Annotated in this window: 25 protein-coding genes; 10 read left to right on the plus strand and 15 right to left on the minus strand. The window is 63.2% G+C overall.

The features are described 5' to 3' along the window. The first annotated feature begins 9 nt into the window (after positions 1-9). The 6 genes from VMX79_08385 to VMX79_08410 all read left to right on the plus strand — a co-directional run bounded on the left by VMX79_08385 (position 10) and on the right by VMX79_08410 (position 5,208). On the plus strand, positions 10-969 hold the full coding sequence (locus VMX79_08385; GenBank protein ID HUV87115.1) for a PorV/PorQ family protein: 960 nt from the start codon (positions 10-12) through the stop codon (positions 967-969). 129 nt (positions 970-1,098) lie between these two features. Then, positions 1,099-2,490, plus strand: a complete 1,392-nt coding sequence (locus VMX79_08390) for a GWxTD domain-containing protein (GenBank protein HUV87116.1) — start codon at positions 1,099-1,101, stop codon at positions 2,488-2,490. A 51-nt stretch (positions 2,491-2,541) separates the two neighbouring features. Then, the gene (locus tag VMX79_08395; protein ID HUV87117.1) at positions 2,542-3,189 is read left to right on the plus strand and encodes a hypothetical protein; all 648 of its coding nucleotides are present in this window, start codon (positions 2,542-2,544) and stop codon (positions 3,187-3,189) included. Between the two features lie 6 nt (positions 3,190-3,195). After that, a complete protein-coding gene (gene bamD / locus VMX79_08400) occupies positions 3,196-3,939 on the plus strand; it encodes an outer membrane protein assembly factor BamD (protein HUV87118.1) in 744 nt (247 codons plus the stop codon). Positions 3,940-3,961: 22 nt separating this feature from the next. Then, positions 3,962-4,570: a nicotinate-nucleotide adenylyltransferase gene (nadD, locus tag VMX79_08405; GenBank protein HUV87119.1), complete on the plus strand. Its 609-nt coding sequence runs from the start codon at positions 3,962-3,964 to the stop codon at positions 4,568-4,570. Next, on the plus strand, positions 4,567-5,208 hold the full coding sequence (locus tag VMX79_08410) for an HD domain-containing protein (GenBank protein ID HUV87120.1): 642 nt from the start codon (positions 4,567-4,569) through the stop codon (positions 5,206-5,208). Before nadD ends, VMX79_08410 begins: the two co-directional genes overlap by 4 nt. 3 nt (positions 5,209-5,211) lie before the next feature. Here the strand turns inward: VMX79_08410 and VMX79_08415 are convergent, their stop codons facing one another. The 13 genes from VMX79_08415 to folK all read right to left on the minus strand — a co-directional run bounded on the left by VMX79_08415 (position 5,212) and on the right by folK (position 19,557). Continuing rightward, entirely contained in the window at positions 5,212-6,666 is a 1,455-nt protein-coding gene (locus VMX79_08415; GenBank protein ID HUV87121.1) for a flippase, read from the minus strand. Between the two features lie 57 nt (positions 6,667-6,723). Then, positions 6,724-8,037: a TldD/PmbA family protein gene (locus VMX79_08420; GenBank protein HUV87122.1), complete on the minus strand. Its 1,314-nt coding sequence runs from the start codon at positions 8,035-8,037 to the stop codon at positions 6,724-6,726. A gap of 2 nt (positions 8,038-8,039) precedes the next feature. After that, positions 8,040-9,401 (minus strand): TldD/PmbA family protein, encoded by a 1,362-nt coding sequence (locus VMX79_08425; GenBank protein HUV87123.1) that lies wholly within the window; start codon positions 9,399-9,401, stop codon positions 8,040-8,042. Positions 9,402-9,407: 6 nt separating this feature from the next. Next, the gene (locus tag VMX79_08430) at positions 9,408-9,788 is read right to left on the minus strand and encodes a tetratricopeptide repeat protein (GenBank protein ID HUV87124.1); all 381 of its coding nucleotides are present in this window, start codon (positions 9,786-9,788) and stop codon (positions 9,408-9,410) included. A gap of 28 nt (positions 9,789-9,816) precedes the next feature. Beyond that, positions 9,817-10,821 carry an AmmeMemoRadiSam system radical SAM enzyme gene (gene amrS, locus VMX79_08435; GenBank protein HUV87125.1) on the minus strand — a complete coding sequence of 335 codons (1,005 nt, stop codon included), beginning with the start codon at positions 10,819-10,821 and terminating at the stop codon, positions 9,817-9,819. Beyond that, the gene (locus VMX79_08440) at positions 10,818-11,318 is read right to left on the minus strand and encodes a hypothetical protein (protein ID HUV87126.1); all 501 of its coding nucleotides are present in this window, start codon (positions 11,316-11,318) and stop codon (positions 10,818-10,820) included. Before VMX79_08440 ends, amrS begins: the two co-directional genes overlap by 4 nt. A 47-nt stretch (positions 11,319-11,365) precedes the next feature. Further along, positions 11,366-12,808, minus strand: coding sequence for an ATP-dependent protease ATPase subunit HslU (gene hslU, locus VMX79_08445; GenBank protein ID HUV87127.1), 1,443 nt, complete (start codon positions 12,806-12,808; stop codon positions 11,366-11,368). A 6-nt stretch (positions 12,809-12,814) separates the two neighbouring features. Beyond that, complete coding sequence (locus tag VMX79_08450) at positions 12,815-14,365, minus strand: hypothetical protein (protein HUV87128.1); 1,551 nt, start codon at positions 14,363-14,365, stop codon at positions 12,815-12,817. A 35-nt stretch (positions 14,366-14,400) separates the two neighbouring features. Then, on the minus strand, positions 14,401-16,869 hold the full coding sequence (locus tag VMX79_08455) for a tetratricopeptide repeat protein (protein HUV87129.1): 2,469 nt from the start codon (positions 16,867-16,869) through the stop codon (positions 14,401-14,403). 100 nt (positions 16,870-16,969) lie between these two features. Continuing rightward, entirely contained in the window at positions 16,970-17,317 is a 348-nt protein-coding gene (panD, locus tag VMX79_08460; protein ID HUV87130.1) for an aspartate 1-decarboxylase, read from the minus strand. Next, positions 17,311-18,186, minus strand: a complete 876-nt coding sequence (gene panC / locus VMX79_08465) for a pantoate--beta-alanine ligase (GenBank protein HUV87131.1) — start codon at positions 18,184-18,186, stop codon at positions 17,311-17,313. Before panC ends, panD begins: the two co-directional genes overlap by 7 nt. A gap of 3 nt (positions 18,187-18,189) precedes the next feature. Next, complete coding sequence (panB, locus tag VMX79_08470; GenBank protein HUV87132.1) at positions 18,190-19,047, minus strand: 3-methyl-2-oxobutanoate hydroxymethyltransferase; 858 nt, start codon at positions 19,045-19,047, stop codon at positions 18,190-18,192. A gap of 6 nt (positions 19,048-19,053) precedes the next feature. After that, the gene (gene folK / locus VMX79_08475; protein HUV87133.1) at positions 19,054-19,557 is read right to left on the minus strand and encodes a 2-amino-4-hydroxy-6-hydroxymethyldihydropteridine diphosphokinase; all 504 of its coding nucleotides are present in this window, start codon (positions 19,555-19,557) and stop codon (positions 19,054-19,056) included. Between the two features lie 177 nt (positions 19,558-19,734). Between folK and VMX79_08480 the strand changes: the two genes are divergently transcribed. From VMX79_08480 to VMX79_08490, 3 genes are all read left to right on the plus strand, one after another. Then, positions 19,735-20,961 carry a DegT/DnrJ/EryC1/StrS family aminotransferase gene (locus tag VMX79_08480; GenBank protein ID HUV87134.1) on the plus strand — a complete coding sequence of 409 codons (1,227 nt, stop codon included), beginning with the start codon at positions 19,735-19,737 and terminating at the stop codon, positions 20,959-20,961. A gap of 53 nt (positions 20,962-21,014) precedes the next feature. Next, complete coding sequence (locus VMX79_08485) at positions 21,015-21,752, plus strand: polyprenol monophosphomannose synthase (protein HUV87135.1); 738 nt, start codon at positions 21,015-21,017, stop codon at positions 21,750-21,752. Between the two features lie 95 nt (positions 21,753-21,847). Further along, on the plus strand, positions 21,848-22,717 hold the full coding sequence (locus tag VMX79_08490; GenBank protein ID HUV87136.1) for a M23 family metallopeptidase: 870 nt from the start codon (positions 21,848-21,850) through the stop codon (positions 22,715-22,717). Between the two features lie 45 nt (positions 22,718-22,762). Here the strand turns inward: VMX79_08490 and VMX79_08495 are convergent, their stop codons facing one another. Continuing rightward, positions 22,763-23,665: a thioredoxin fold domain-containing protein gene (locus VMX79_08495; protein ID HUV87137.1), complete on the minus strand. Its 903-nt coding sequence runs from the start codon at positions 23,663-23,665 to the stop codon at positions 22,763-22,765. A gap of 4 nt (positions 23,666-23,669) precedes the next feature. Further along, on the minus strand, positions 23,670-24,032 hold the full coding sequence (locus tag VMX79_08500) for a hypothetical protein (protein ID HUV87138.1): 363 nt from the start codon (positions 24,030-24,032) through the stop codon (positions 23,670-23,672). A gap of 69 nt (positions 24,033-24,101) precedes the next feature. On the opposite strand from VMX79_08500, the gene VMX79_08505 reads away from it, so the two are divergent. After that, positions 24,102-25,709 carry an NFACT RNA binding domain-containing protein gene (locus VMX79_08505; GenBank protein HUV87139.1) on the plus strand — a complete coding sequence of 536 codons (1,608 nt, stop codon included), beginning with the start codon at positions 24,102-24,104 and terminating at the stop codon, positions 25,707-25,709. Positions 25,710-25,732 lie beyond the last annotated feature (23 nt).

Consider the following 25,732-nt stretch of genomic DNA (forward strand, 5'->3'; position numbering starts at 1 on the left):
GTAAGACAGATGCGTAAGATCCTAATGGCGTATGCGGCTTTGGCGATGGTTTGTGCGTCGTGCGCTTTCGCCGCCGGCAAAGAGGGCACCTCCGGCGCCAAGTTCTTAAACGTCGGGGTTGGCGCTCGCGCCGCGGCGATGGCCGATGCATACGACCCGATAGCGTCAGGGCCGGAAGCCATATTCTGGAACGCCGCCGGCCTGGTCAACGTTGAGAACCAGGGCATTACGGTCAGCGACAACGAGTGGGTAGTCGATACCCGTATGGTCGCCGGCGCGTACGCTCGCAGGTTCGGCTTCGGCACGGTCGGTTTTATGGTTGAATCCTTGATGTACGGCTCGATGGATGAGACCACCGTCCAACATCCCGACGGCACCGGCAATACCTTCGGCGCGATGGATATGGCCGCCGGCGTCGCTCTGGGACGGCGACTGACCGACCGCTTCTCCGTCGGGGGAACGGTCAAGATGGTTCGTCTGTCGTTCAGCGACGTAGAGGGTGTCGACCCGGCGATGGGCGTCGCCTTCGACGTGGGGACGCAGTATATGACCGGCTTTCGTACCCTCCGCATGGCGATCACGCTGCAGAACCTAGGGCCGGAAATGCAATACGGCGGAACTTATCGCGAGCTTCAGCGGACCCGCGAGAGTTACGAAGAGGAAGAATTCGAATCCTTCAGCTTGCCCGTCGTCGTCCGCTTAGGCGTGGCTTACGACCCGGTAGAGAGCATGACGTTATGCGTGAACGCCGCGCACCCCAACGACGGCGACGAGACGTTGGATTTCGGCGGCGAGTGGTGGCCGCTGAAGATGGTCGCCATCCGGGGCGGCTATAAGCTCAACTACGACGAGGCCAAGTACACGGGCGGCGTAGGCTTCAAATTTAGCGGCTTCCGCCCCGACCTGGCATACAGCAACATAGGTCGGTTGGGTTACTCGCTCAAGGCCACCCTCAACTACGACTTCTAAAGAGCCGCGGTACGCAAGCAAACCCCGGGCCCTCGCGGCCCGGGGTTTTTTATGGCCCCCGTTGGGAGCCGGCGGCGCCACTTACGGGTTGCGTCGGGGGCGGCGATATTTTATAATATATATAGGATTATGTTGGGCAAGACGTTTGGGAAAGCGGGGCGGTGGGCCGCCGCTTGGGTAGGTGTGCTTGCCGCGGCCGCCACGGCGGACGATGCCTTCTATTTCGATTATGCCTTCTTCTACCCGCGCGCGGGCGAGAAGGTCGTCATCGATTTTTACGTAGCCGTTCCGCTCGAGCGGCTGGAGGGCGTCGAGACCGCCGAAGGGACTACGTACGATTTTAACGTCGGCGTCCAGGTAACCCGCCCTTCGGACGGCGTCGTGGTCGCGAACCGCTTGAAGAACAAGAAAGCTTGCATACCCCCGGCCGAAGAGGTTCGTTCGCCGCTATCGGTAAGCCAATTGGACGTCGCCGTCCCTCCCGGCGACTACCGCTTCGAGGTGGGCGTCGGGGACTTGGACGGCGGCAGCTCGCGCGTGAGTACGCTCGACGTCAACGTACCCGCGGCCCCGGACGGGCCCTTTGCCTCCGGCATCGAGTTGGCCAGTTCGATAGCGCCGGCGGATGCGGACGTCGTCGGCGAATTCGTTAAGGGCGGCCTAACCGTCGTCCCCAACCCCACAAAACTTGTAAGCGACGGGGACGGGTTATTACCAATATATTACGAGCTTTACCGGCTCCCGGTAGGGGAGGAGGGTAAAACGAGTTTCGTGATAGTGTACGAAGTGTCGCAACTCAACGGCCGTCGTTTCGCCAAAGTGGAGCGGGCGTTGGAGACCGCGGCGCCGGACGTGGTGCGCGCCGAGACGTTGGACTTGAAGGGCGTACCGCCCGGTAGTTACGAGTTATCGTTACGGCTCGAGAACCGCGACGGCGGGGAGATACTGCGGGCGCGAAAAGAATTTATGGTTTTGCACCAAGTGACGGACAGGGAATTGGTCGAGATCAAAGGGAAGTTCATGCCTTATTCTCTCGAGGAGGAGAAACAGAAACGTCGGGAACTGTCGCTGATCGCGAGCGACGCCGAACTGGCCGCCTTCGACGCCCTGCCCGCGGAAGAAAAACCTATATTCGTAGACAACTTCTGGGCCCGGCGGGACCCCGACCCGAATACGTCCGTCAACGAATTTAAGAACGCTTTTTACCACCGTTACTATTACGTTCAGGAGCGTTATACGACGCCCTTTCGGGAGGGCGTTGACACCGATATGGGGCGTATATATTTGAAGTACGGCGAGCCGGACGAAGTTATGCGTTCGCCGATGGGCATGAGGTCCGAGGTAGACATTAACACGTCGACGTGGCAGTCGAAACCTTTCGAGGCCTGGGAGTATTTCACCACGGGCGGCGTTGGTAATCAATACATAATGTTCGTATTCATAGATTACGACGGCGACGGTTCTTTCGAGCTCGACGCCTCGACCGTCCCCGGCTACGGCCGGTTGATACGCTCGAACTAAAAGCTTCGGGCGGCTTAACGCGGTACGGAACCAACCCGGAGGTAATACGTAATGCAGAAGTTAAGGCGCGATCTGGCTCCGATATCGACGCTGGTAGGGCTGGCCTTCCTGGCGGCCGCTTGCGGGGAAGTCGCCTATAAGGTCCCCGACGAGTACCTGGGCGACGGCGAATTGCTGGCCGGTTCGATGAAAGCCGCCGCCGCCCGGTTGGGCGAGAATCGGATGCTGCTGGCCGAGAACGGCCCCTTCGTACTGGAGAGACTCGACGAAGAGGGCGGCGAGTACGACTGGCTGTATAACCGGTTCGAGGACGAAGTTGCCCACGAATTATCGAGCCGGGGTTTGGATGTTTTGCCCGAAGCGGGCGGTGGAGAGACCGTTATCAAATACCGCCTTATCGAGTCGCGCATCGTCAACGCCAAAGCGGGGCGGGGTAACGTTAAACGCATAGGCCGCACCGTCGCCCATATCCGCATATACGGCGTAGACGGCGAACTGTTTTGGGCCGGCGAGTACGAGGGCGAATTCGAAAACGTCGTGCCGAAGAAAGTAATCAGCAAACTCGCGGACGAGCGGATAGAGCAGATCGGGCCCCAACGTCCGGAGGCCGGCCAGAATCCGTTCGTGGAGCCCCTACTGGTAACCGGTATTACGGGCGCGCTGATTTACCTCTTCGCGATTTCGGCCTCCGCCGAGTAAACCGATATGATGCGCAGGTCCGCTACATTAGGTATGTTGGGCGCGGTGTTGGTCTTGGCCGCCTGCGCTTCCAAGAAGGTCGGCCCGGAGTTGAGCGTGGAACAGCTGCGGGCCGCGGGGTTGGCCAAACTGGAAGCGGGCGACGAACCCGGGGCGCGGGAGTTTTTCGAGGACATGATAACGCGCTCGAGCGCCGCCGCGGCGGAAGCGTTGTACTATATCGCCCTGTCGTACTACCGGCAGGGATTGTACGAGGAAGCGTTCGTTCGTTTCGAACAGCTCATCGACCGGTACCCCGCTAGCGAGTGGTGCGACGACGCGCAGTATATGAAGGCTGAGTCGCGGTTGGCCTCCGCGTTACCCCTCGACCGAGACCAGACCGCGGTGGACGAAGCTCTCGACGAGTTCGTGACGCTCATCGAGGAGTACGAGAACTCGCCGCTCGTGCCGAAAGCGCAGGAGGGGATTGCCGAAGCGCGCCGTTTAAAAGCCGCGAAGATGTTGGCCATCGGGGAATTTTATAAGAAGACGGGCGAACGGCGGGCGGCGGTTGTCTACTTCGAGAACCTCGCGGCCGAGTATCCGGAATACGACCGTTTGGACAAGGCCACGTTCCTGGCGGCCGAATGTTACCGCGGATTGGGGGAAACCGAGGCCGCCTCGCGGAATTACCGCGCGCTTTTGAGCCGCTTCCCGGAGAGCCGTTTCGCTGCGGCCGCGGCCTCCCGCCTTGCGTCGCTGGAGGGTTAGCGAAAACGGGAAAACCGTCTGCGTGCAGAACCATCTAGCCAGACTCGACCGCGAAAAGACGGTCGTTATATTCGGCGGTACGTTCGACCCGCCTCACCTCGGCCACCTCGTCGTGGCCGACGACGTTTATTATCGGCTAAGGCCGGGCGCGGTTTTATTCGTCCCCGCGGCGACGCCTCCCCATAAACAGGGCGAACGCCACACGCCGGCCGAGACGCGGCTCCACATGGTGCGGCTGGCCGTGGCCGGCGACCGCCGCTTCGTCGCGTCGTCGTTGGAAGTGGAGCGCGGCGGCGTTTCGTACACCGTGGATACGGTAGCGGCATTGCGCGACGCCGGTTTTTCCCGGATCGCGGTAGCGGTAGGAGCCGATAACCTCGTCGAGGTACCGACCTGGAAGGATTGGCGGCAATTGCTCGAGGAGGTGCGCCTGGTCGCGTTGACGCGCCCGGGCTACGACCTGACGGATGCCCCGGCCGAACTCAACGGCCGGTTCGAGGCGCTGGAGGTTACGCCCATACCCGTTTCGTCGACGATGGTGCGCGCCCGCGCCCGCGCCGGCGAACCCTTCCGCTACCTCGTGCCGCCCGCGGTCTTCGATTTCATTTTATCGTCCCGGCTTTATCGATGACGGGCCGCTGTGATTTTGACGGCCTGGTGGCGACGTTGCGCGGCGCCGAGGGCTTGTCCTTGGCTTTGCGCGAGGTTATGCCGGCCGAGAGGCGGGGGCACAGCGAGGCCGCGGCGCGTCTCGCCGCGGAGTTGGCGGCGCGGTACCGTTATCCGGCGGTAGACGCGGCCCGGCGGGCGGCGCTCCTCCACGACGTAGGCCGTATTTTGACGCCCTCGGCTTGGGCGGCGGTCGTCGATTGGCGGGCGTGGCCCCCGGACGACGAGGAACGGGCCGCGGGGCCGGATTTGACGCACGGGCCGGCGGGGGCGGCGGTCGCCGCGGCGTCGGGCCTGGCTGCGGAAGGCGCCGCGGCTATCCGCTACCACGTCACCGGTCGAGCGGACCTTACGTTGTTAGATAAAATAATAATGGCCGCGGACGCCGCGGAGGAAACGCGGCAGTACCCGTGGGCGGCGGCGGCGCGGCGGGCGTTGGAAGTTTCGCTCGAGCTCGCGGTCGCCTTTTGGATAACGCTCAAAGCGGAGCAGGTTCGCGCGGTCGGCGGCGTGCTCCATCCGCGCTCGAGCCAAACGCTCGCCGCCCTCGGCTCGGAGACGGCAGCCGAAGCGCGGCGGCTCGTTACTCCCTTTCTATAGCCTCTATTGGTGTCGTGGGCGCCGGCGCAGCAGGACGGCGACGTCGTCGCGGCGAATCGCGCCCGTTAAGAACGCGCAGCCGGCGTAAATGACGGCGAGGACCGGTATCTCGGCGTAGAGCGGCAGCGCCCGGGTGAGGTACGTCGCGAGCCCCATAGCGGCCGCGGCGGGAACGATACGCGCGAGGCTGGTTAGGAGGCCGAGGCGGCCGAACCAAAGGCGCAGCAACGCCAGCCGCGCGACGCCTTGGGTTGATTCCGTCGCGAGGAAGGTCACCGCCGCCCCGAGGGCCCCCAACAAAGGGACCAGGATAAGATTGACGGCGACGTTGACGGCCGCGCCGCCGGCCGCCACCGCGGTATTGGCGCGTTCCTTGCGTACGGCGTTGAGGGCCACCGCCGCGGGGTAGGAGGCGAAGACGAACGGCAGCGTCAGCGCCAGGACCGCGAGGAGATGCGCGGCCTCGCCGTACCCGGCGCCGTAGGCCAGGTCGACGATGGCGCCGGCGCGCAGGAATATGTATATCGCCGTCGGGAACGATAACAGCGCGAGGTAGCGAATTGACCGGGCCGCGACCTTGCCGGGATCGGCGTTTGCGTTGGCCGCGAGCCGCGATAGGTACGGGTAGAGGGCCTGCGTCAGCGCCGACGGGATAAAGCACAAGAACGTGACGAGCTTGGCCGCCGCGGCGTAAACGCCGGTGGCGGCGTCTCCCTCGAAGAAGGATAGAAGCGAGTAGTGGAGCTGCATGTAGACGGTGATGAAGATGCCGTTAAGGCCGAAGGGTAAGCTTCGCCAGAGGAGGGAAGAAAAGGCGCGGGCTGGCGGCCGCGTGAAGCGTATGCCCACGCGCCGCCGCACCCAATATAAGGCGAACGCCGCGACCAGCGTCTCGACCGCCAGGAACCCCCACAGTATGCCGCGGGCGCCGAAGCCGGCGAGCGCGGCGCCGATGCCGACGACGGCGTTTAACGTAACCTTGAGGACGCCCAGCACCAGCACGTACGACATCCGCTCGTACGCGTAGAAGAAGGCTACCACGACGGTTTCCACGCCGGCGACGAAGCTCGTCGTAAGCGCCGCGGCCAGGACGAGCTCCTGCACCGCGGTGGGCTTACCGCTTACGCCGATGGTGATCGCCGTCGCGGCCGTAATCAGTACGCCCATGACCAACTTGACGGCGACGGCCACGGTGAAGTAGAGCGGGCCGTCGTCCTTATTGACGGCTACCTGGCGGATGATGAGGTCGTTAAGGCCGAGGTGTACGGCTACCGAGAAGAGGGTCGCGTACGAGAGCGCGAAGGCGTACCGCCCCAGCTCCTGCGCGCCGAGGACGCGCGCGATGACGAAGAATATCGCCATGTTGAGGAGGATGCGGTAGGCGTTCGTCGCCAGAAGGTACGCGGCGTTCGCGGCGACCCTTCTTCGGCCGGTTCCGTTTTCGTCGGGTTCTTCCATTATCGGCGGTACAAAAGCGCCACCCGGAAGGGTGGCATGCGGCGAAGGCGGGGCGCGTTAGCCTTTCGCCGTTATCGTTTGGTCGGCCACGACGACCGTGGGCGCGAGGTAGCGGCCGCCGGCGCGGCGGGCGTCGCTAGAGACCGCACGCAACCTTTGTTTCAGCATTTCGAATACGTTGCCGCTGAAGATGCAGTCTTTGACGCGCCCTACCACTTCGCCGTTCTCGATCTTGAGCGCGTACGCCGCGGTCGCGCTTAGCTCGCCGCTGCGGAGGTTGCCCATACCGCCGCCCGCGGAATGGATCAACCGTATTCCGTTTTTAACGTCGGCTACGAGCTCGGCGGCGGTTTTTTCGCCGGCCTCTACGATAACGTTCGAAGCGCCCGGGCTTGGCGGCTGCGTTAACGCGCGGCGGGCGTGGCCGGTGGGAGGGGTGCCGAGCCGCCACGCCGTCGCGAGGTCCGTCAGGTACGACGCGAGTACGCCGCGTTCGATAACGGCCGTGCGCCGGGCCGGCGTACCCTCGCCGTCGAAGGCGCCCGCCATATAGCCGAACGGGTCGGTGGCGTCGTCGACCATAGTGAAACGCGGGTCGGCTACCTCTTCGCCCAGCCGCCCGGCGAGCGCCGACGAGTTGTCGACGACGTGCGCGCCGTTGACGCAGGTGAGGACCGGGTAGAGCAGCGTCGGCACTTCGCCCGGGTCGAATATCAAATCCATCTTCCCGGTCTGCGCGTCGACGACGTTGTCCGCCCATTTCAGCGTTTCCAGCAGCCGCCGCGCGATCGCCATCTCGTCGAAATCTCGTGACGTCGAGGCGTCGTAATCGTAATGGTAGAACAGGTCGTCCTCGGCGGTGCGCTGTACTATAACGGCGAAGTCGTAGCCGGTTCTATCCTGCGAGAGGTCCAGGCCGGCGGTATTGGCGATGCGCGTCCGGCCTACGACGCGGTCTACCTCGACGTCCACGACGTAACGGCGGTCGGCGCTCTTTAACATATCTACCGCTTGTTCGCCCAGCGCGACCATTACCTCGGGCGTAACCTTCGCCGCGGCGTCGTCGAAAGTCTTAACGTCGCCGTACGCGGCGGTTCCGTCGGGGAGGTCGTACGGCGCTTGTCGGCCGAACCTCGCCGCGGCCAGCGCGTTTTCTACGACGGCGTCAACGTCGCCTAAGTCGGTGGTGCTGGCGTAGCCGACGCGGCCGCCGACGAAAGCGCGCAAACCGACGCCCCGGCCGTTTACTATCGCCGCCTGGTGCAGCTCGCCGGCCTTGAATTCCACGCGGGTGGTCTCGTGCTCGCTGAAGATTACTTCCGCCCTATCGGCTTTGCGGCCGACGCGTTCCAGTATTTCTTCTACGACCACCCTTATCGCCCTCCTATCTGGACGTCTTTGACCAGCATATGCGGGCCGCCGCTGGAGACGGGCAGCGGCGATTGCCCCCCCTTGCCGCAGCCGCCCATGCCTTCTTCCGGCACGGTGAAGTCGTTCGCCACCGCGACGATGTTCTCCAGCGTGCGAAAGAGGTTGCCCTGGAGCTTGAGGTCGCGGAGGTGTTTCGTCAACTTCCCGTTTTCTATTAAGTAGCCGTCTTCGGCGGTGAAAGTGAAGGTCTCGCCGCCGGTGCCGCCCTTCGCCCGGCGGGCGTATATCCCTCGCGGCACCGACGCCAGCATTTCGTCGAAGCTTATCTCGCCGGGTTCGATATAAGTGGAGGTCATCCGAACCAGCGGCGCGAAGCGATAGTCGAGCGCCCGGGCGTTGCCGGTGGGTTGAACGTCCATGCGCGTCGCCGTCTCGCGGTCGTGCAGCAAGCCCGTCAAAACGCCGTCCCGGATGAGGTATTTTTTTCGGCCGCGGACCCCCTCGTCGTCGTACGGGACGTAGCCGTAATGGCCCTCGTAGTTTGCGTCGTCGACGATGGAGAGGACCTCCGAGCCGAAGCGGCGCCCCGGCGTCATTATCTCGCGCAGCTTTTCGTCTTGGGCCACGTCGTCGGCCTCCGCGGCGTGGCCGAACGCCTCGTGCGCGAAGACGCCGGTGAGGACCGGGTCGGTAATGACGTCGTACGTACCTCCCGTTACCGGTTCCGCGTCGAGCAACGTCGCGGCGTGCGCCGCCAGCTCTTCCACTTCCGCTTCGCGCCCCAGTACGTGGTCGAAGCCGACTACGCCGCCGTAGTTGTGGATGGCCATTTGGACTACGCCGCCTTCGCTGGCTATGGGCCTGAGCGCAAGGCCGAGGCGCGGCGTTTTTACGGATACCGCCGCACCCTCGGTATTGGCGAAAACGCGGTGGTCGTAGAAGTCGCGGTACCGCGTATCGGTGGACGGGATGCGGTCGTGGCTCAGCAGGATGTCGTTATACTTGGAGACGACGGCGACCTTTTCGTCGAGGTCGACGCGGTGCGCGGGCCGGGGCACGTCGACGTCGACGTCGTCAACGTTGACTTCCGCCGGCGCGAACCCGCCGAAGGTCCCGGCTTTGACTTTCGCCAAGGTTACGGCTTTCTCGAGATACTCGGCCGCGCGCTCGAGGTCTTCGAACGACGCGACGCCGAATTGGCCTTTCACCAGCACCCGTACGAAGCCGCCGCGGCCGTTGTTCAGCGCTACGTCCTTCAAGCCGTCGCCGTCGAAGACGAGCAGCGTGGACGTGAATTCCTGGTAGCGGAATTCGGCGTAGTCGCACGGTGCGTTCGCGAGTACGCTTTGCAAATAGGATTTCATACGCCGTCAGTTCTCCTCGTCCGGGGTAGCCTCTTCGCCGCCGGGGGGTTTATATTCCCACAGGTGCGCGTCGGTGAACTCGCGGAGGTTCCGGCGGTAGGTATCGTTACCCGGGTCTAGTTCCGCCGCTTTGCGGTATTCGTCGTACGCCTCTTCAAGCTTACTCTGCGCTTCTAATGCTACGGCGAGGTTGTTATGAAGGCGAGCGTCTTCCGGGTCTTCGGCCAGCGCTTGGCGCAGCCGGTACTCCGCCTCGCGCCAGAGCCCTACTTCCTGGGCTTTAATCGCGAAGCGGTTGTAGTCGCGGGTCGTTACGCGCCACGGAGATTTACAGCTCGCCCCGGCGATGACAAGCGTTGCCGCCAACGTCAAAAAATATATTCTCATATCATCCCTGCGCGGCCGAACGTCGCAGCTATAATACGATCTCGCTGGGTCGGCCGCAATTATTACAATTCCCGTCTTTCAGGCCGACGACCTTTACGCGGTAGCCTTCGCGGTTCACGAGGAGGTTTCCACAACGGGGGCAGTTCGTATCGGTCCCGCCTATCCCGGCGACGTTGCCCAGGTACACGTAGTAAAGGTCGCGGTCGGCTATTTCCTTGGCGCGGAGGAGAACGTGGGTCGGCGTGGGCGGCACGTCCATTTTGTAGTGAGGGAAGTACCGGGATAAATGCACCGGCGTATCGCGCCCCAGGTTATCGGCAACCCACTTGACGAAGGCGGCGACGTCGTCCTCGCCGTCGTTTAGGCCCGTTACCAGGAGGTGGGTGATTTCCAAATGAAGCCGTTCTTTGAAGACGACGGCGGTGCGTAGAACGGGTTCCAATCTCCCGCCGCAGTAGTCGCGGTAGAATTCGTCCGACAGCGATTTGACGTCGACGTTCGCGGCGTCGAGAAAAGTTGCTATCTCGCGGGCAGGTGCTTCTTCCAGGAAGCCGTTGGTCACGGCGACGTTGTATAGGCCGCGGTCGCGTGCCGCTTGGCAGGCGTCGCGGACGTATTCCCACCAGACGAGCGGTTCGGTGTAGGTATACGCGATTCCGGGCGAATCGTGAGCCGCGGCCAGTTGGGCTACGGCTTCCGCGGAGAGGTAGTGGACCGCCGTTTTATCCTGGGATATCTGGTAGTTCTGGCACCCGCGGCAGCGCAGGTTGCAGCCGTTGGGGCCGATCGACAACACGTAATCGCCGGGGTGGAAGTGATAGATGGGTTTTTTCTCGATGGGGTCGATAGCGGTCGAGGCGAGCTCGCCGTAGGCCGCGGCGTAGAGGACCCCTCCCCGGTTTTGCCGCAAGTTACATTCTCCGCGGTCGCCGTCGCTTATCACGCAACGTTGGGGGCAGAGGTCGCATTTTACGCGACCGTCGCTTACGGCGTGCCAGAACGACGCCTCGACTGCTTGCCGGTTCGGTTTCATTTCGTCAGCGTCTCGTAGTACGGTTGGGCCCACCTTTTGCGTTCCGGGTCGAGCATGTTCGCGAAAGCTCGTTCCGCCTCTTTTCGGGCGTACGCCATTTCGTCTCGCATGTCGCCTCCCCCTTCGCGGCCGGACAGGTATATGACGCGGGAGTACGTTTGGTAGACGGAGTACCACAACAGAAAAGCTACGAGGTTATCGCCGCGCCCGGCGAAGTAAGGAGCGTACTGCTGCGACGTACCGATGTCGGTATTGGCGGCCAGCGCCTCTACGACCCGGGCTTGTACGTCTTCCGACGCGTCGTCTACCGCGGCCGCCAGCGCTTCGATATCGTCGCCCGACAACCCTTGGGCCAAGGCTTTCGTCAATAGCTCTTGGGCCGCCCGCGCCCTCTTCTCGGCGTCTCGGCTGTCGAGCTCTTTGGCCCAGTTTTTTGCCCCGGCCCACGTCGCCGCGAGGACGCTGAACGCGAGTACGGCCATAATACACCTTCTCATTCCACGACTCCCGAATAGTTTAATTACCGGGGTTACTTTTCGCCGGCTCAGAGGATATATTTCGCGAGGTCTTCGTCGCCCGCCAGCGCCGCCAGCTTCCGGTCGACGTACTCCTCGTCGACGGTGGCGCGTAAAACTTTCTTTTCGGGCGCGTCGAAGGAGAGGTCCTCCAAGAGCGTCTCCATCACGGTGTGGAGCCGGCGCGCCCCGATATTCTCTAACTTCTCGTTGAGCGTTTGTGATATCTCGGCTATTTTACGTAGTGCGGCGTCCTCGAAGTGCAGGTCGACGCCCTCCGTCGACAGCAGCGCCCGGTATTGTTTTACGAGGGCGGTCTTGGGTTGCGTTAGGATCTTATAGAAGTCGTCGGCCGTTAAATTCTTCAGCTCGACGCGTATGGGGAAACGCCCCTGCAGCTCCGGCACGAGGTCCGACGGTTTGGCCACGTGGAAAGCGCCGGCGGCGATGAAGAGGATGTGGTCGGTACGCACCATCCCGTACTTGGTGTTTACGGAGCAACCCTCGACGATGGGCAGGAGGTCGCGCTGGACGCCCTCGCGCGAGACGTCCGGGCCGGTGGTGGTTTTGGGCCCTACGATTTTATCGAGCTCGTCGACGAAGACGATCCCCGATTGCTCCATACGCTCCAGGCCGAGGTTAACGGCCTTATCCATGTCTACCAGTTTCGCCGCCTCTTCCTCGGTTAGGATATCCAGGGCTTCGGCCGCGGTCACTTTACGGGTAGCGGTTTTTTTGGGCAGGAATTGGTTGAATATCTCGCCGAGGTTCATGTCCATCTCTTCGAAACCCTGGCCGGTGAAGACTTCGACGGTGGGCGATATTTTGGCTTCGACTTCGATTTCGACGGTCCGCTCGTCCAGTTCGCCGCTGTGCAGCTTCTGCCTAAGGACCTCGCGCGCGCGTTCGTACTTGCGCCGTTCGGCCTCTTTCTTCTGCTCGAGCTCGGGCGGGGGCCCTACCGGGATGGCGGCCGTCCCCCCGAACGTGCCGCGCGTTTTCATAGCGGGGCCGGGTTCGCCCGGGGGCGCGGGCGGCGGCGGCAACAATATATCGAGTAGGTGCTCCTCGGAGACGTCCGCCGCCCGTTCTTCCACCTCGGCCATGAGTTCTTCGCGGACGGCGGACACGGCGACGTCCGCCAGGTCGCGGATGATGGCGTCCACGTCGCGTCCCACGTAGCCCACTTCCGTGAACTTCGACGCCTCGATCTTGACGAAGGGCGCGTTGGCGAGGCGCGCCAGCCGGCGTGCGATCTCGGTCTTGCCTACGCCGGTGGGGCCTATCATAATGATATTTTTCGGCGCGATGTCTTCGGCGATTTCGGGGGGGAGTTGGCGCCGCCGCCACCGGTTGCGCAACGCTATGGCTACCGCTTTCTTGGCGGCATCCTGGCCTACGACGTACTTGTCGAGTTCTTCGACGATTTGACGCGGGGTAAGTTCCCTTTTTTTTCCGTCGTGTGTCGTCATTTCTTTTTAGAAGACCAGGTTTAAGCCGGCGTTGAAAGACCTTCCCGGCGCCAATACGCCGGCGGCGTCGTAATACTTTACGTCCGTGACATTGTAGGCCGCGGCCGTGACCGATATGCCCGGGTTGAGCCGCAAGACCATACGCGCGTTGGGGACCCACGCCGCGGCGAGCGGCGCGGCCGCGCTCGGCGCGGCGTAACGTTCGCCCAGGAACGTCCCCTCCACCGAAGCGGCGTGGCCCGGGCCGAATTTAAACGTCAAGCCGGCCGTCCCTTCGTACGCCGGCAAGTACGGGAAGTGGCTTCCCGCCTCGCCGCGGAGGCGTGCGGTTTTGTATTCGGCGCCGGCGTAGTGCTCGACGCGCGCCAGCGTTATACGGTACGACGCGTCGGCGCCGCGGATAAGGCCCCGGCCGGGGTCGTAGTACGTTATACCGCCGAAGTGCGAGTCTGCGGCGGCGTACGCCCGACGGAAACGGTCCTCGTACGCCGCGGCCGTCAGGCGGACCAGGTTTCGGAAATGATAGCTCAGGCCTGCCCGTACGGCGAAGTATTTGTCCTCCACCGGGCGGAAGTCGGTAGGTACGGCGTAATCGCGGTGTACGTAAAGAGCGCGGAAACCCGGTACGTTCAGCTGCGGCCGGTAGTTGACGAAGCAGCCCCAACGCGACGTAAGGCGCAACAGCAGGCGGCCCCGCGGGTAGAAGCGGAATTCGGGTTGGTCGCCGCGGAATAGATACCCGCCGAAACCGCCCTGTAAATAAAGCCGGTCGGCGATGGGGAAATCGTTTTCCAAACTCAGCTTGCCCGTAAGGAATCCTTGTTCGCGTCCTTCGACCTCGTAATTCTCTTGGCTTATCGTGAAGAAGCCGCGCGACAGGTTTTCGCCCAGCCAGAAGAAGTCGTAGCTCGAGTCCGCCTTTATTACCTGGTCGACGGCGTTCCGCGCGCCGTATTCGCCGTCCGTGAAGGTGCCCGAGACCTTGGTCGCGAATTTGGCCTTACCCCACAGATTGCTCCGGAAACCGGCCGAGCCCTCGCCGCTGCGGGTCACGTTATCGCCCGCGTAGCCGGCGAAGCCAGCGTCGTTTTGGCGTAATTTTTCGGCGTTGCCTTCGTAATTGGCGGTGAAGCCGACGGTCGTGCCGGCCTGGTCCGAGAAAGCTACTTCGGCGTCGGCGCGTGTGTCGTCCTTATCGTACGCGCCTTCGCCGCTGGTTACACGTTTTTCGTCGAACGACGCCGCGGCGTCGACGAACTTTATTTCCCATCCCTGGAAGGCCGCGAGCTCCAGGCGACGGGCGGTCCCGCCGCTAACCTCGATTTCGGTGAGAGACCTCGAGCCGGTACGTCCGCCTTTGTGGTCCTGGGGGGCGGGGGTCGCTCCCCCTTCGAAAAGTTGCGGCACGGCTTCTCTAAACGCTTCGTTCCGCGCCGCGACGTAATCGTCGAACGACGGCGTCACGAAGCTCGGCGTGCTTTCTTCCCAGGCCAACCTTAAGTCGGCGTCCGCGAACGAGAACGGCGTCGTCGCGGCCGCGGCGGCAGAAGCGGCCAACGAGATAGACACCGCGTACGCCCGCGCGGTACGCGTCAGCGTCCGAGCTCCGCTTTCGCTTTGCGAACCCATTCCGGGAAGTCGCGATAGTTGGTTAATACTTTCGTGAAATTGTTTCGGCTCGCGGCGTCGTTGCCCAAGTCGCGTTGGCATACGCCGAGGTAGTAATACGCCTGGGCGGCGACGGCGCGGTCCCCCGCGGCGCTCGCGGCGTCGAAGTACTCGAGCGCCTCCCCCGGGGCGCCCGCTTCCAGGAAGTTAAGGCCGGTATAGAGCGCGGCCCGGGGCCCGTATTCATTAGCCGGCCATTCGCGCGCCAGCTTCGTCAGGGCGGTGTTGGATTCCTTGTACAGCTTCGCCGCGCGGAGGTTTTCGCCGACCTTGAATTGGGCTTTGGCCGTGGCCCGAGTTTGGCCGAAGCGGCTAACGATTTCGCCGTACGTCTCTATAGCGGCGCTCCTGTCGCCGGCGCGGTCGTAAGCGTCCCCGGCCTTGTATAGGGAGGAGAGCGCGACGTCGTCGTCCTGGGTAGTCGCGGCGACGGCGAGGTATTCCGCAATCGCTTTCGACGTATCGCCCCGCGCCAAGTATACTTCGGCCAGTTTAATCCGAGCGGCGTCTAAGGTTTTTTCGTCGGCCTTGACCTCCGCGACCGCGGCGAGGTATTTCCGGGCCTGGTCGTAATCGCGTCGATGGTAGTAGTACTCACCCAATAGGATTAAAAGTTCGCCGTTGAGGCGGCTTTGGGGATACATCGCGATGTAGGATTTGGCGAGCTCGATCTGCGACTCGTATTTACCCTGTTTGAAATTACATAGTTCAATCTCGTAGCGGGCCTCGTCCAACCGGGGCGAGTTGGCGTATTTTTCGACTAGTTCGGCGTATTTCTCTTTGGCCCGTTCGTAACGCCTCTGGTTGAGGAAGCACTCGCCCAACGTGAAGAGCGCGTCGTCGGCGATACTCGCGCGCGGGTAATGGCTCAGTAGCGCCGTCAACGTTTCAGCCGCGGCCGCGAATTCGTGTTCCGTAAATTCCGCTTGGGCCAGATTATATAAACCGTGCGGCGCGTACGGGCTTGCCGGGAATTCCCGGACCAGGTCCCAGAATGCGGCCGACGCGGCTCCGCGGTTCTTTTCATCGAGTAAGCTGACGGCGTAGAGGTACGCCGCGTCGTCGGCCAGGTCGCGGTCGGCGTAACGACCGGCTAGTAGGGCCAACGTCTCGCGCCCGGCGGTACCCGTACCGGTGGCGAGCTGTAATTTGCCGAGCCGGAATAACGCGTTGTCGGCTAAGGAATGGTCCGGGAAGTCGGCGGCGAACGCCGCCAGGGCGTTGCGCGCCTCCGCGGTATTACCCACCCGGGCGGCCGCTTCGGCTCCCCAGTATCGCGCGTAGGGAACCAATTCCGCGTCGGTCGTATTGGCCGCCAAGTTCTCGAACGTCGCCTGCGCTTCGGCGTAGCGCCCCGATACGAAGTGACACCACCCGAGCCAATATTCGGCCCGGGCCGCGGGGCGCTCGCGGGCGGCGAGTTCTCCGAAGAGCGTAGTGGCTTCGTCGACGTCGCCTTCCTCGAGCAACAGCCGGCCGGCCCAGAGCTTGGCCGGCGTAGCGTAAGGGCTGGTCGGGCAGATTTCGATTAGTTTTAAGAAAGTACTGCGGGCGCCGGGGCGGTCGCCGTTCTCGAGCCGGGCCAACGCCAGTACGTACAGGACCTCCGCCTCGGTCGCGGCGTCGAGCCGGTCGGGGCGTTTAACGGTCAGCGTTTCTTCGAGTAATTCCGCTCCCCGGCCTGCGTCGCCCGCGGCGACGTAGCTCACCGCGCGCGCCAGGTCGTACCGGAGCGTATCCTCCCGCGCCTCGGCGAGGCACCGCCCGAAAGCCGCGGCGGCGCCGTCCGCGTCGCCCGCGGCCAGTAGCGCACGACCGTACGCGTCTTCTACCGCGACGACGTCGACGTCTTCCGCCTCCCCTGCCGCGACGAAATGGGCGGTGCTTCGCTCGAAGTCGCCGTCCAGGAAGTAGAGCAACGCCAAGCGGAAGTGCACCGTCCCGGCGGTTCGCTGGGCTGGGAATTCTCGCAGGGAAGTTTCATACGTTTCCTCGGCCCGGGCGGCGTCGCCGACGACGTAATACGTTTCGCCCAGTTTTAGGTAAACCCTGACCAGATTGGCGGGGTTCTTCGTGGTGCCGAGGGCCCGTTTGTAAGTCGCTATCGCTTTATCGTATAGGCCGAGGGCGGCGTAACATTCTCCTTTATCGATGAGAGCCGGTGCTACGAAGGGAGAAGTAGGGTAGTTGTTTATGACCCTTCGGTATTCGGCGATAGCTTCGTTATAGCTATCCATTTCCTGGAGCGACCGGCCCAGATAGAATTGGGCTTCGTCGGCCCATTCCCCCCCGGGGTTTCGGTCTAAGTAATCGTCAAAGTCGCGATATGCGGCTTTGTACAGGCCCCGGTCGAACATTTTACGGCCGAGCGCGAATGCCTCGTCTTCCACCACGGCGTAAGCCGCGCCGGCGGCGAACGCGGCGCCCGCAATTACGACCGCGCTTCGGACTGTCGTTTTTATTTGTACGCCCGTAGTCCTCCGGCCCCCTGATTTATTCACGCGGCGATACGACATCGTTATTTTCGTCGAGCTCGATTTTACGGGGCGTCGGGGGCTCTTCCGCCAGACCGTAGGCCAGGACGATGAGGCGGTCGCCCACCTGGCCCAAACGTGCCGCGGCGCCGTACAGCGTTATATCTTTCGAACCGCGCGGTAACGGTATGGTGTATGTCTCCAGGCGATGGCCGTTATTGACGTTGAAGACGTGCACTATCTCGCCCGCCAGTAGGCCGACGGCGTCCATAAGGTCCTCGTCTATCCCCAGGCTACCCTCGTACGATAGCTCGGTCGCGGTAACCGTCGCGCGGTGTATTTTCGCTACCAGGAACCGTCTCAACATGTGCTTACCTCAGCTCGGAGGTCTTCTTCGCCGAGTATGGTATTGTCGATGAGCCGGGTTTCGTTAACGAAAGCGGCGACGGCGGCCACGGCTCCCTTTTCCACCGTCGTTACCGGCGTCAGCTCTTGGGGGTGGATTACCTCGGCGTAGTCGACGCGGGCCGCCGGTTGCGCCGTTATGGTAACCGTCAATTCGTCCACGATTTTCGCCGGCCTCGTTTCCCCCGCGGCGAAGAGCTCTTGCGCCCGGGCCAACGCCCGAAAAAGGCACGTCGCCTGGCGCCGTTCTTCCGGCGTAAGGTATTCGTTGCGCGACGACATCGCCAGGCCGTCGGCCTCCCGGACGGTGGCCAGCACCTCGACCTCGACGTCGAAGTCCAGGTCGGCGGCCAGCTTTTTGATGACCTGCGCCTGTTGGTAATCCTTTTGGCCGAAATAGGCCGCCGTAGGTCGGCAGATGTTGAAGAGCTTCGCGACGACGGTCGCGACGCCGCGGAAGTGGCCCGGCCTTAGCGCGCCGCACAACCCGTCCGTGAGCCGTTCGACGTCGACGTAGGTGGCGTAACCTTCGGGGTACATATCTTCCGTCGCCGGGGCGAATATTATGTCCACGCCCTCCGCCGCGGCGAGCTCGCGGTCCCGCTCGAAGTCGCGCGGGTAGCGCTCGAGGTCTTCGCTCGGGCCGAACTGCGTCGGGTTTACGAAGAGGCTCACGACGACCCGTCGGCAATCGGCGCGCGCCCGCCGCATAAGCGAGAGGTGGCCTTCGTGGAAGTACCCCATAGTCGGTACCAGGCCGAGGCTGAAATTCCTACGGCGAAATCCCTCCGCCGCGGTCCGCATTTCGCGGGGCGATTTTAAGATTTCCACGTTTTAATCCTCGGTGGGCTTTTCGAGCCGGGATATTTCTTCCCAGACGTCTTCGGCCAAGGCCACGGATTCTTCCTGGGCCGGATATCGACGCCCGCGGACCAGCTCGCCGTATTCCTGGACCGCGGCGCGCATGGAGGCCGTTACGTCCGCCAGCTTCCGCACGAACTTCGGGCTGTAGCCGCGGTAGAAGCCGACGAGGTCGTGGAGGACCAGGATTTGGCCGTCGCATTCGACGCCGGAACCTATGCCGATGGTGGGGATGTGCGACGCCCGGGATATCAGGCCGGCGAGTTGCCAGGGGACCATCTCCAATACGATAGCGAAGCATCCGGCCTCTTGGAGCGCGAGGGCATTCTCCAACAGGACCCTCGCTTGCGCCGCCGTTTTGCCCCGGACGATGCGGCGGCCGAAGTAATGCACGCTCTGCGGCGTATAGCCGAGGTGGCCCATTACCGGGATGCCGGCGCCGATTATTTTTCGGATTCGGGCCAAAGTCTCGGGTTGGGCGCCCTCGAGCTTGACGGCTTCGGCGCCGCCGTCTTTGACCATTCTCCCCACGTGGGCCATCGTCTTTTCGTCGCTCTCCTGAAAAGACATGAACGGCATGTCCCCAACCAACAAAGCCTGCTTAATAGCGCGGCGGACCATCGAGAGGTGGTAGACTAAGTCGTCGACGGTGACCGTTAGCGTTGTATCGTGGCCCTGGACCACCATCCCCAGCGTATCGCCGACGAGGATGAGGTCCACGCCGGCCTCCTCCACCGTCGCCGCGGTGGGGAAGTCGTACGCCGTAAGGCAGACGATGGGCTTGCCTTCGTGCTTCAGTTTGACGATGTCGTTGGCGGTAATTTTGGCCATGAGACGTCAGTATTTTTTTTCGTACGACGTGAGTTCGTAGGGCGCGAGCGCGGCCAATAAGTTGCTCGTGAAAACCCCTTCGCCCGGTATCATAACGTCGCCGGCGACGTCCATCAACGGCTTTAAGAAAAAAGGCCTGACCTTTAAAGCTTCGTGCGGGATTTTCAGGTCCGGTTCGTCGATTACCAAGTCGTCGTATAACAGGATGTCGACGTCGATGACGCGGGGGCCTTCCCGGTCCTTAAGCTTGCGGCCCAGATCCCGTTCGATTCGTAGGCACGTCTCGAGCAGTTCGCGCGGCCCGAGCCAGATTTCGACGACGAGGACGCGGTTGAGGAAATCGGGTTGTTTCCCCGGCCCGGCGGCCGGGGATTCGTACGTGGGGGACGCGCGGTCGAGGTATATACCCCGGGCGCTTGCCGCCGCGGCCTCGCCGGCGTCGAGGTTGGCGAAGCGGTCGCCCACGTTCGAGCCGAGGGCGAGGAAGGCTCTGATTTTGTCTCGCAACATAAAGATTTTTTGTGGTATTATTATAACACCGGGTAAACGGAGCGTCAATTAAAACGGTTCCCCGGGCCGTATCGCGTTCGAGGAAAACGCCGGCCCGCCTTATAATATCGGCAACCGTCGGCCCGGCGTATCCCGGAATGGCCCGGGGCCTAACTTTCGACGCGTGGGTTACCAGCTATGGTTGAAGAAAAAAAGCCGACGCCGGAACGCCGTATTACGGTCGGCACGGTGGCCGTGGGCGAAGACGGCAAAAAGCGCGTTATGGAAGCGCTCGAGCGAGGCCGGATATCGGGCGGCAAATTCGTCCAGGAATTCGAGGAGGCGTTCGCGGCATACCACGGCCTGAAATACGGCGTCGCGGTTTCGACCGGGACCGACGCCGACGCCGTCGCGGTTGCGGCGCTTCTCGAGCGCGGGGCGAACCGCGGCGACGAGGTCATAGTGCCCGCGGTGACGTTCATATCGGTGGCGAACGCCGTCTTGCACGCCGGCCTCGTGCCCCGATTCGCCGACGTCGACCGCGTCAGTTACAATCTGGACCCGGCCGCGGTCGAGGCCGCGGTTACGCCGCGGACGCGGGCGATATTCGCGGTGCATAACTTCGGCCGGCCGGCGCCGTTAGCCGAGCTCGAGGAGCTGGCCGTCCGCCACGATTTGACGCTGCTCGAAGACGCCGCGGAGGCCCACGGCGCGCGGTACCGCGGCCGCCTCGTCGGGACCTTTGGCGCTATGGCGACGTACTCTTTCTACGTCGCGCACATATTGACCACCGGCGAGGGGGGGATGGTGATAACCGACGACGGCGAGCTGGCGCGGCTTTGTCGCAGCCTACGGGCCCACGGCCGCGCTTGCGACTGCAAGGTCTGCGTTTTGAACGTTGACTCGAGCTACTGTCCCCTCCGCTACAAGTACGGCGAAGATACCGACATCCGCTTCCACTTCGAGCGGGTGGGGTTCTCGAGCAAGATGAACGAGATGGAGGCGGCGCTCGGCCTCGAGCAAGTCGCGAGGATGGACGACATCGTCCGCGCGCGGCGGGCTCGCCTTGAATACTTCAACGAACATTTGGCCCGGTACGAAGATATCCTCGCGCTCTTCCGCGCGGGCCCGGGCGAAGAGATAAGCCCCCTCTGTTACCCGATCGTGGTCCGCCCGGAAGCTCCCTTCAAACGGTTCGAACTTACGAAGTCCCTGGAGCAACACGGCGTCGAGACCAGGCCGGCTTTCGGCTGCATACCCACCCAACAACCGGCGTACGCGTGGATGGGGTATCGGGAAGGCGACTTCCCGGCCGCGGAGTACGTGGGTTCGCGCGGGTTTTACATCGGCTGCCACCAGAATATCACCGACGACGACGCGGCGTACGTCGTCGGCGTATTCGACGACTTCATGAAACGGTTTTAAATGGCGCTTAGCGGCCGTACGCTCCACCCGGGGTGTCCGGCGCGCGCCGCATTATGCCACCGGAAATATTAGTCGTTATTCCCACGTACAACGAGCGCGATAATATCGGCGCGCTGTGCGACGAGCTGCTCTCCCGGCCGGAGCGCCCGGACGTGCTGGTAGTTGACGACAACTCGCCCGACGGCACCGCCGCGGAAGCGGAGGAGGTAGCGCGGCGCTATCCCGGGAGGTTGCACGTCTTACGCCGGAAGGGAAAGGGCGGCCGGGGGGGTGCGGTCCTCGACGGTCTCGCGTGGGGTCTGGGTGGCGGGTACGAGTTTTTTTTCGAGATGGACGCCGATTATTCGCATCGCCCGGGCGAGCTCCCGCGCTTTTTGGAGGCGGCGCGCGGGGCGGACGTCGTCGTCGGCTCGAGGTACCTGCCGGCCTCGCGGATCGTCAACTGGCCGCGCGCCAGGCGGTTCTTCAGTAAGCTCGCCAACAGCTACGCGCGGTTCTTCTTGCGGATACCCATAACCGACTACACCAACGGCTACCGGTGCTATAGCCGGGCCGCGGTGGAGGCGCTCGACGCGGGCGCCGTCGACGCGTCGGGGTACGTCGTGTTGAGCGAGGTCGCGTACCAACTCTACCGGAGGGGGTTCCGTTTCGCGGACGTACCCACCGAATTCGTAAACCGGCGGCGGGGCGAATCCAACTTGTCGCCGGGCGAGATACTCTCGGCCTTCGTGGGCGTATTACGCCTTCGCGCCAAGGGCGGCCGCTTTACCCCCCGCGCCGATAGGCCTTGACGGGACGGCGATTTTTCGGTAACATACTCGACGCTGTGGCACGTAAAGAAAAAAAACCCAAACCGAGCAAAGCGCCTCGACGGCGCGTAAACGTTATGGTAGTGCCGCACGGCGGCGGCCGGAGCCGGAACTTATTCGTCCACGGCTTCGTGCTGGTCTCGCTGCTGGTTGCGAGCGGCGCGGTGTTGGTGTTCGCGGGTCTGATGGTTTCGGATTACTGGAAGAACATCATCAAGCTGTCGCAGCTGGTGGCGTACGAACGTCGAGATCGCGAAGAGAGTTATAAGCTCAAGGTAATGGAGAAGGGCATACGCGAGCTGAATTCCAAAGTCGACGACGTCTCCGGGCAGTACGATACTTTGGTAAACGGCCACCGTTTAAAGGAAGTTAGCCCGCCGGAGGCGTTACTTCCCGAACGGGCGCCCGAAAGCCGGACCTCGCTCGAGGGTATAGAGCGGCGCGTCGCGCGGTTGGAAAAGAACCTGGCGCTCGTGCGGCTGCGCTTCGACGAGGACCCGGGTTCGCTCGCCGGCGTCCCCTCTATCCTTCCGTGCAAGGGTTGGTTGTATCGCGATTTCGGCAACACCGTTTCGCCGTTTACGGGCCGCGTCGAGATGCACCGGGGGTTGGACCTGGCCGCGCCGCGCGGGACGCCTATAGTCGCCGCGGCCGGGGGCGTGGTGACCGCCGCCGGCCTGGAGGAATACTACGGCCTAACGGTCGAGATCGACCACGGCAACGGCTACGTTACCCGCTACGGGCACAATATGAGGAACGCGATCCGCGCCGGCACGCGCGTCAAACGCGGCCAGATTGTCGCGTACGTGGGCAGTACCGGCCGCTCGAGCTGCACGCATCTCCATTACGAAGTGTTGAAAAACGGCGTGCCGCTGAACCCGCGTTATTTTGTACTCCGCGAGCCGTCCTCACCGTGGCCCGATAAAGTTTTCGAAACAAAAATATAAAAAGCCGACCGTCAGGTCGGCTTTTAAGTCGGGGGCGTAGAAGGGTTATTCCGTCTCGCGGGCTTCCGGGCCCTGGGTAAAGGCCTCCACCGTGTCCTCAAACATCGTCAGCTTGCCGAGTTTCTTCTGGGCTTCGTCGGCCTCGGGGGTGCCGACGTAATCGGCCACGACTTTACGGTACGCTGCGGCGGCGTTTTCGCCGTCGTCCAGCAGTTGGTAGGCGTCTCCCATATACACGTAGCATTTAGGGGTTTCCGGCGCGTCGGGGTATTTCTCGGCGACCTCCGCGAAGATGGCCACGGCGTCGTCCGCCCGCTGCGCCGTCAGGTCAATAAAGCCCATTTGGGTCAGCGCGCCCGGGGCGAGGCCGGTCTCGTTTTCGGGGTCTTGGGCGACGATTTTATCGAAGCGCGGCCGCGCCTTTTCGTACCGACCCGTCTCCACGTACATCGTACCGACCTCGTACGCCAACTTCGAGTCGTCGGGGTTCGCCTCTTCCCGCGCCAGTAGTTCGCGTACCGTCTCGACGCGGCCCGCGACGACGTCGGCTACCAGTTTCGAAAATTCTTCCGCCGTGACGGCGCCGACGACGCGCGTTATCTCCTCGCCCTGGGGCGTGTAGAATATCGTCGTCGGGTACGCGCCCACAGCGTACGTTTTGGGGGTATCCTCGTCTACGTCGGAGTCAATATGGACCGCGACGAAATCGGCGAGCTTCTGCTGGACTTCGGCGTTCTCCAATACGTCGTACTCGAACTGCTCCGACATCTTACTCCAGTCCGCGCTATAGTACACGACGAGGTTTTTGCCTTCGTCCACCGCTCGTTCCTTGCCCTCGTCCATTGAGGTTAACCACTTTACGCCCTCGCCGCCTTTTTTACCGCAGGCCGCAAACAGGGCCACGGCGCAGACGAGCGACGCGACAGCGAACGTTCGAACCCGTTTCATACTATCACTCCTTACGTCGGAATATATAAGAGACCAGAGCGCCGATCGTTCCTAACGTTATTAGCACTCCCGCTAAAATTAAGTACGCGGAGGAGATGTTGACGTGGTACTTATTATGGTACCCGCGCGCGAACCAGAGGATCGCTATCCCGGTGGCCACGGCCGCGGCGCTGAAGCCGAGTCGTTGTAAGAAAGCGCCCTGGTTAACGAGACGTTCCAGCGCCGGGTCGCGTATCTTGCGGGCGCGCCGCAATATCCCCCGGCGTTCCTTAATCGTGCTATTATAAATCCACAGTACGGCCAGCAGGCCGCCCACTATGGCCGCGCCGTACGTGAAGACGTCCAAAGCCTGGAATAACGCCTCCATAGCCGCATAATTATCGGCACGCCGCCCGCGAAAGTCAAGGCTAAACGGCGCGCCGGTTTCGAATTTACGGTGGACGAGTTAACGCTGAAAGTACTGTTGGCCGAGTTGGGGCCCGTTCTCGCCGGTGCGAGGGCGTTGTCCGCGTACCGGCCCGCGCCCGGCGTCTTCGCGTTGGAACTCTTAACCCGGGACGGCCGGCGGGGCGTGCTCACGTTAATCCCGCGGGACGGGGGCGCTATGTTTTTCGACGCCGCCCCGGGCAAGCGCCGCGGCGAGCGGGCCCGTACGGGCTTCGAGGACGCGGAGCTGGTCGCCGCGGAGCAGTGGCAGAACGACCGCCTCGTCGTCTTCGACTTCGCCGGGGGCGGCGGCCGGCGGCGGTTAGTGGCCGAGTTCTTCGGGCGGGCCGGCGGCCTGTTCGTCTTGGAGGGCGACGCCGTGGCCGCCGTTTTATCCGGCCGACCCCTCGCGACCGCCGAGAAATACCCCTGGCCGGAGGGTAGGCAGCGGGCGCCGTCCGGGAGCCTTTCGGCCGACGATATATCGCGGTACGCCGCGGCTCGCGACGCCCGGGCGCTCACGCGGGAAGTCGCGTTCATGTCGCCGTGGGCGGCGCGGGCGATAGTAGGCGACGGCGACGCCGAGGCCGCGGCGCGGCGGCTGGGCGTGTTTGCCCGAGCCGCGGCGGGCGACGACGTTCGGCCGGTGGCCGCGTTGGCGGACGGCGTATGGCGCCCTTTTACCTGTGATATCTTCGACGGCGTCGGCGTCGACGACGTGCGGCCTTTCGAGAGCACGAACGCCGCGGCGGCGTTCGCGTACGCCGAGAACGAACGCGCCGGGGAACTCGTCGCCGCGCGTAACGGGTTGGAGCGCCGTTTGCTCGCCGGCGCCAAGAGGCTCGAGCGACAGCGGAAAGCGCTCGAGCGCAACCGCGACGAATACGCCGAATACGACGAGTACCGGCGTATGGGGGAAGCGCTCAAGTACAACCTGGCCGCGGTGCGAAAGGGCGCGACGACGGCGACGCTGCCGGACCCGTACGGCGAAGGGGATATCGAAATCGAGTTGAGGCCGGAGCTTTCGCCGGCGGTTAACGCGGAACGGCTCTTTACCCGTTATAAAAAGGCCAAACGGGGCGTCACGGCGGTGGCTAGGCGCCTAAAGGCCGTCGACGAGGAACTCGCCCGCGTACGAGACGACCTGGAAAGGGTGCGGGTCGCAATGGGTATGGTCGAGCTCGAGCCGTGGTTGGGTGCGACGAATGAGGGGGATAAGTCGAAGCGCGAACCCGCAGCCAAGGCCGGCCCGGGCCGCCGGTTTTTATCTTCCGAAGGCCTGCTGATTTTGGTCGGCAGGAGCGCGGCCGAAAACGACGAGCTGACGTTCGAGTACGCCCGGCCGCACGACCTCTGGCTCCACGCCCAGCAGGCCCACGGCTCTCACGTTATAGTACGCCGGCCGGATAAGAATAAGGCGGTACCGCGGCGCACGCTCGAGGAGGCCGCGGCGCTCGCGGCGTTTTACTCGTCGGACAAGCACGCCGGCGTGGTCCCGGTGGTCGTCGTGGAGCGACGCCACGTGCGGCGCGCCAAAGGGCCGGCGGGCCGCGTTACCCACCGCGGCGGCGACGTCGTCTTCGCCGAGCCGCGGGCGAATTTAAAACCCGCGTCTTAACGCGGGTCGGGGGCGCTAATCGA

This window comes from bacterium, from assembly GCA_035529855.1.
Taxonomy (GTDB): Bacteria; RBG-13-66-14; B26-G2; order WVWN01; family WVWN01; genus WVWN01.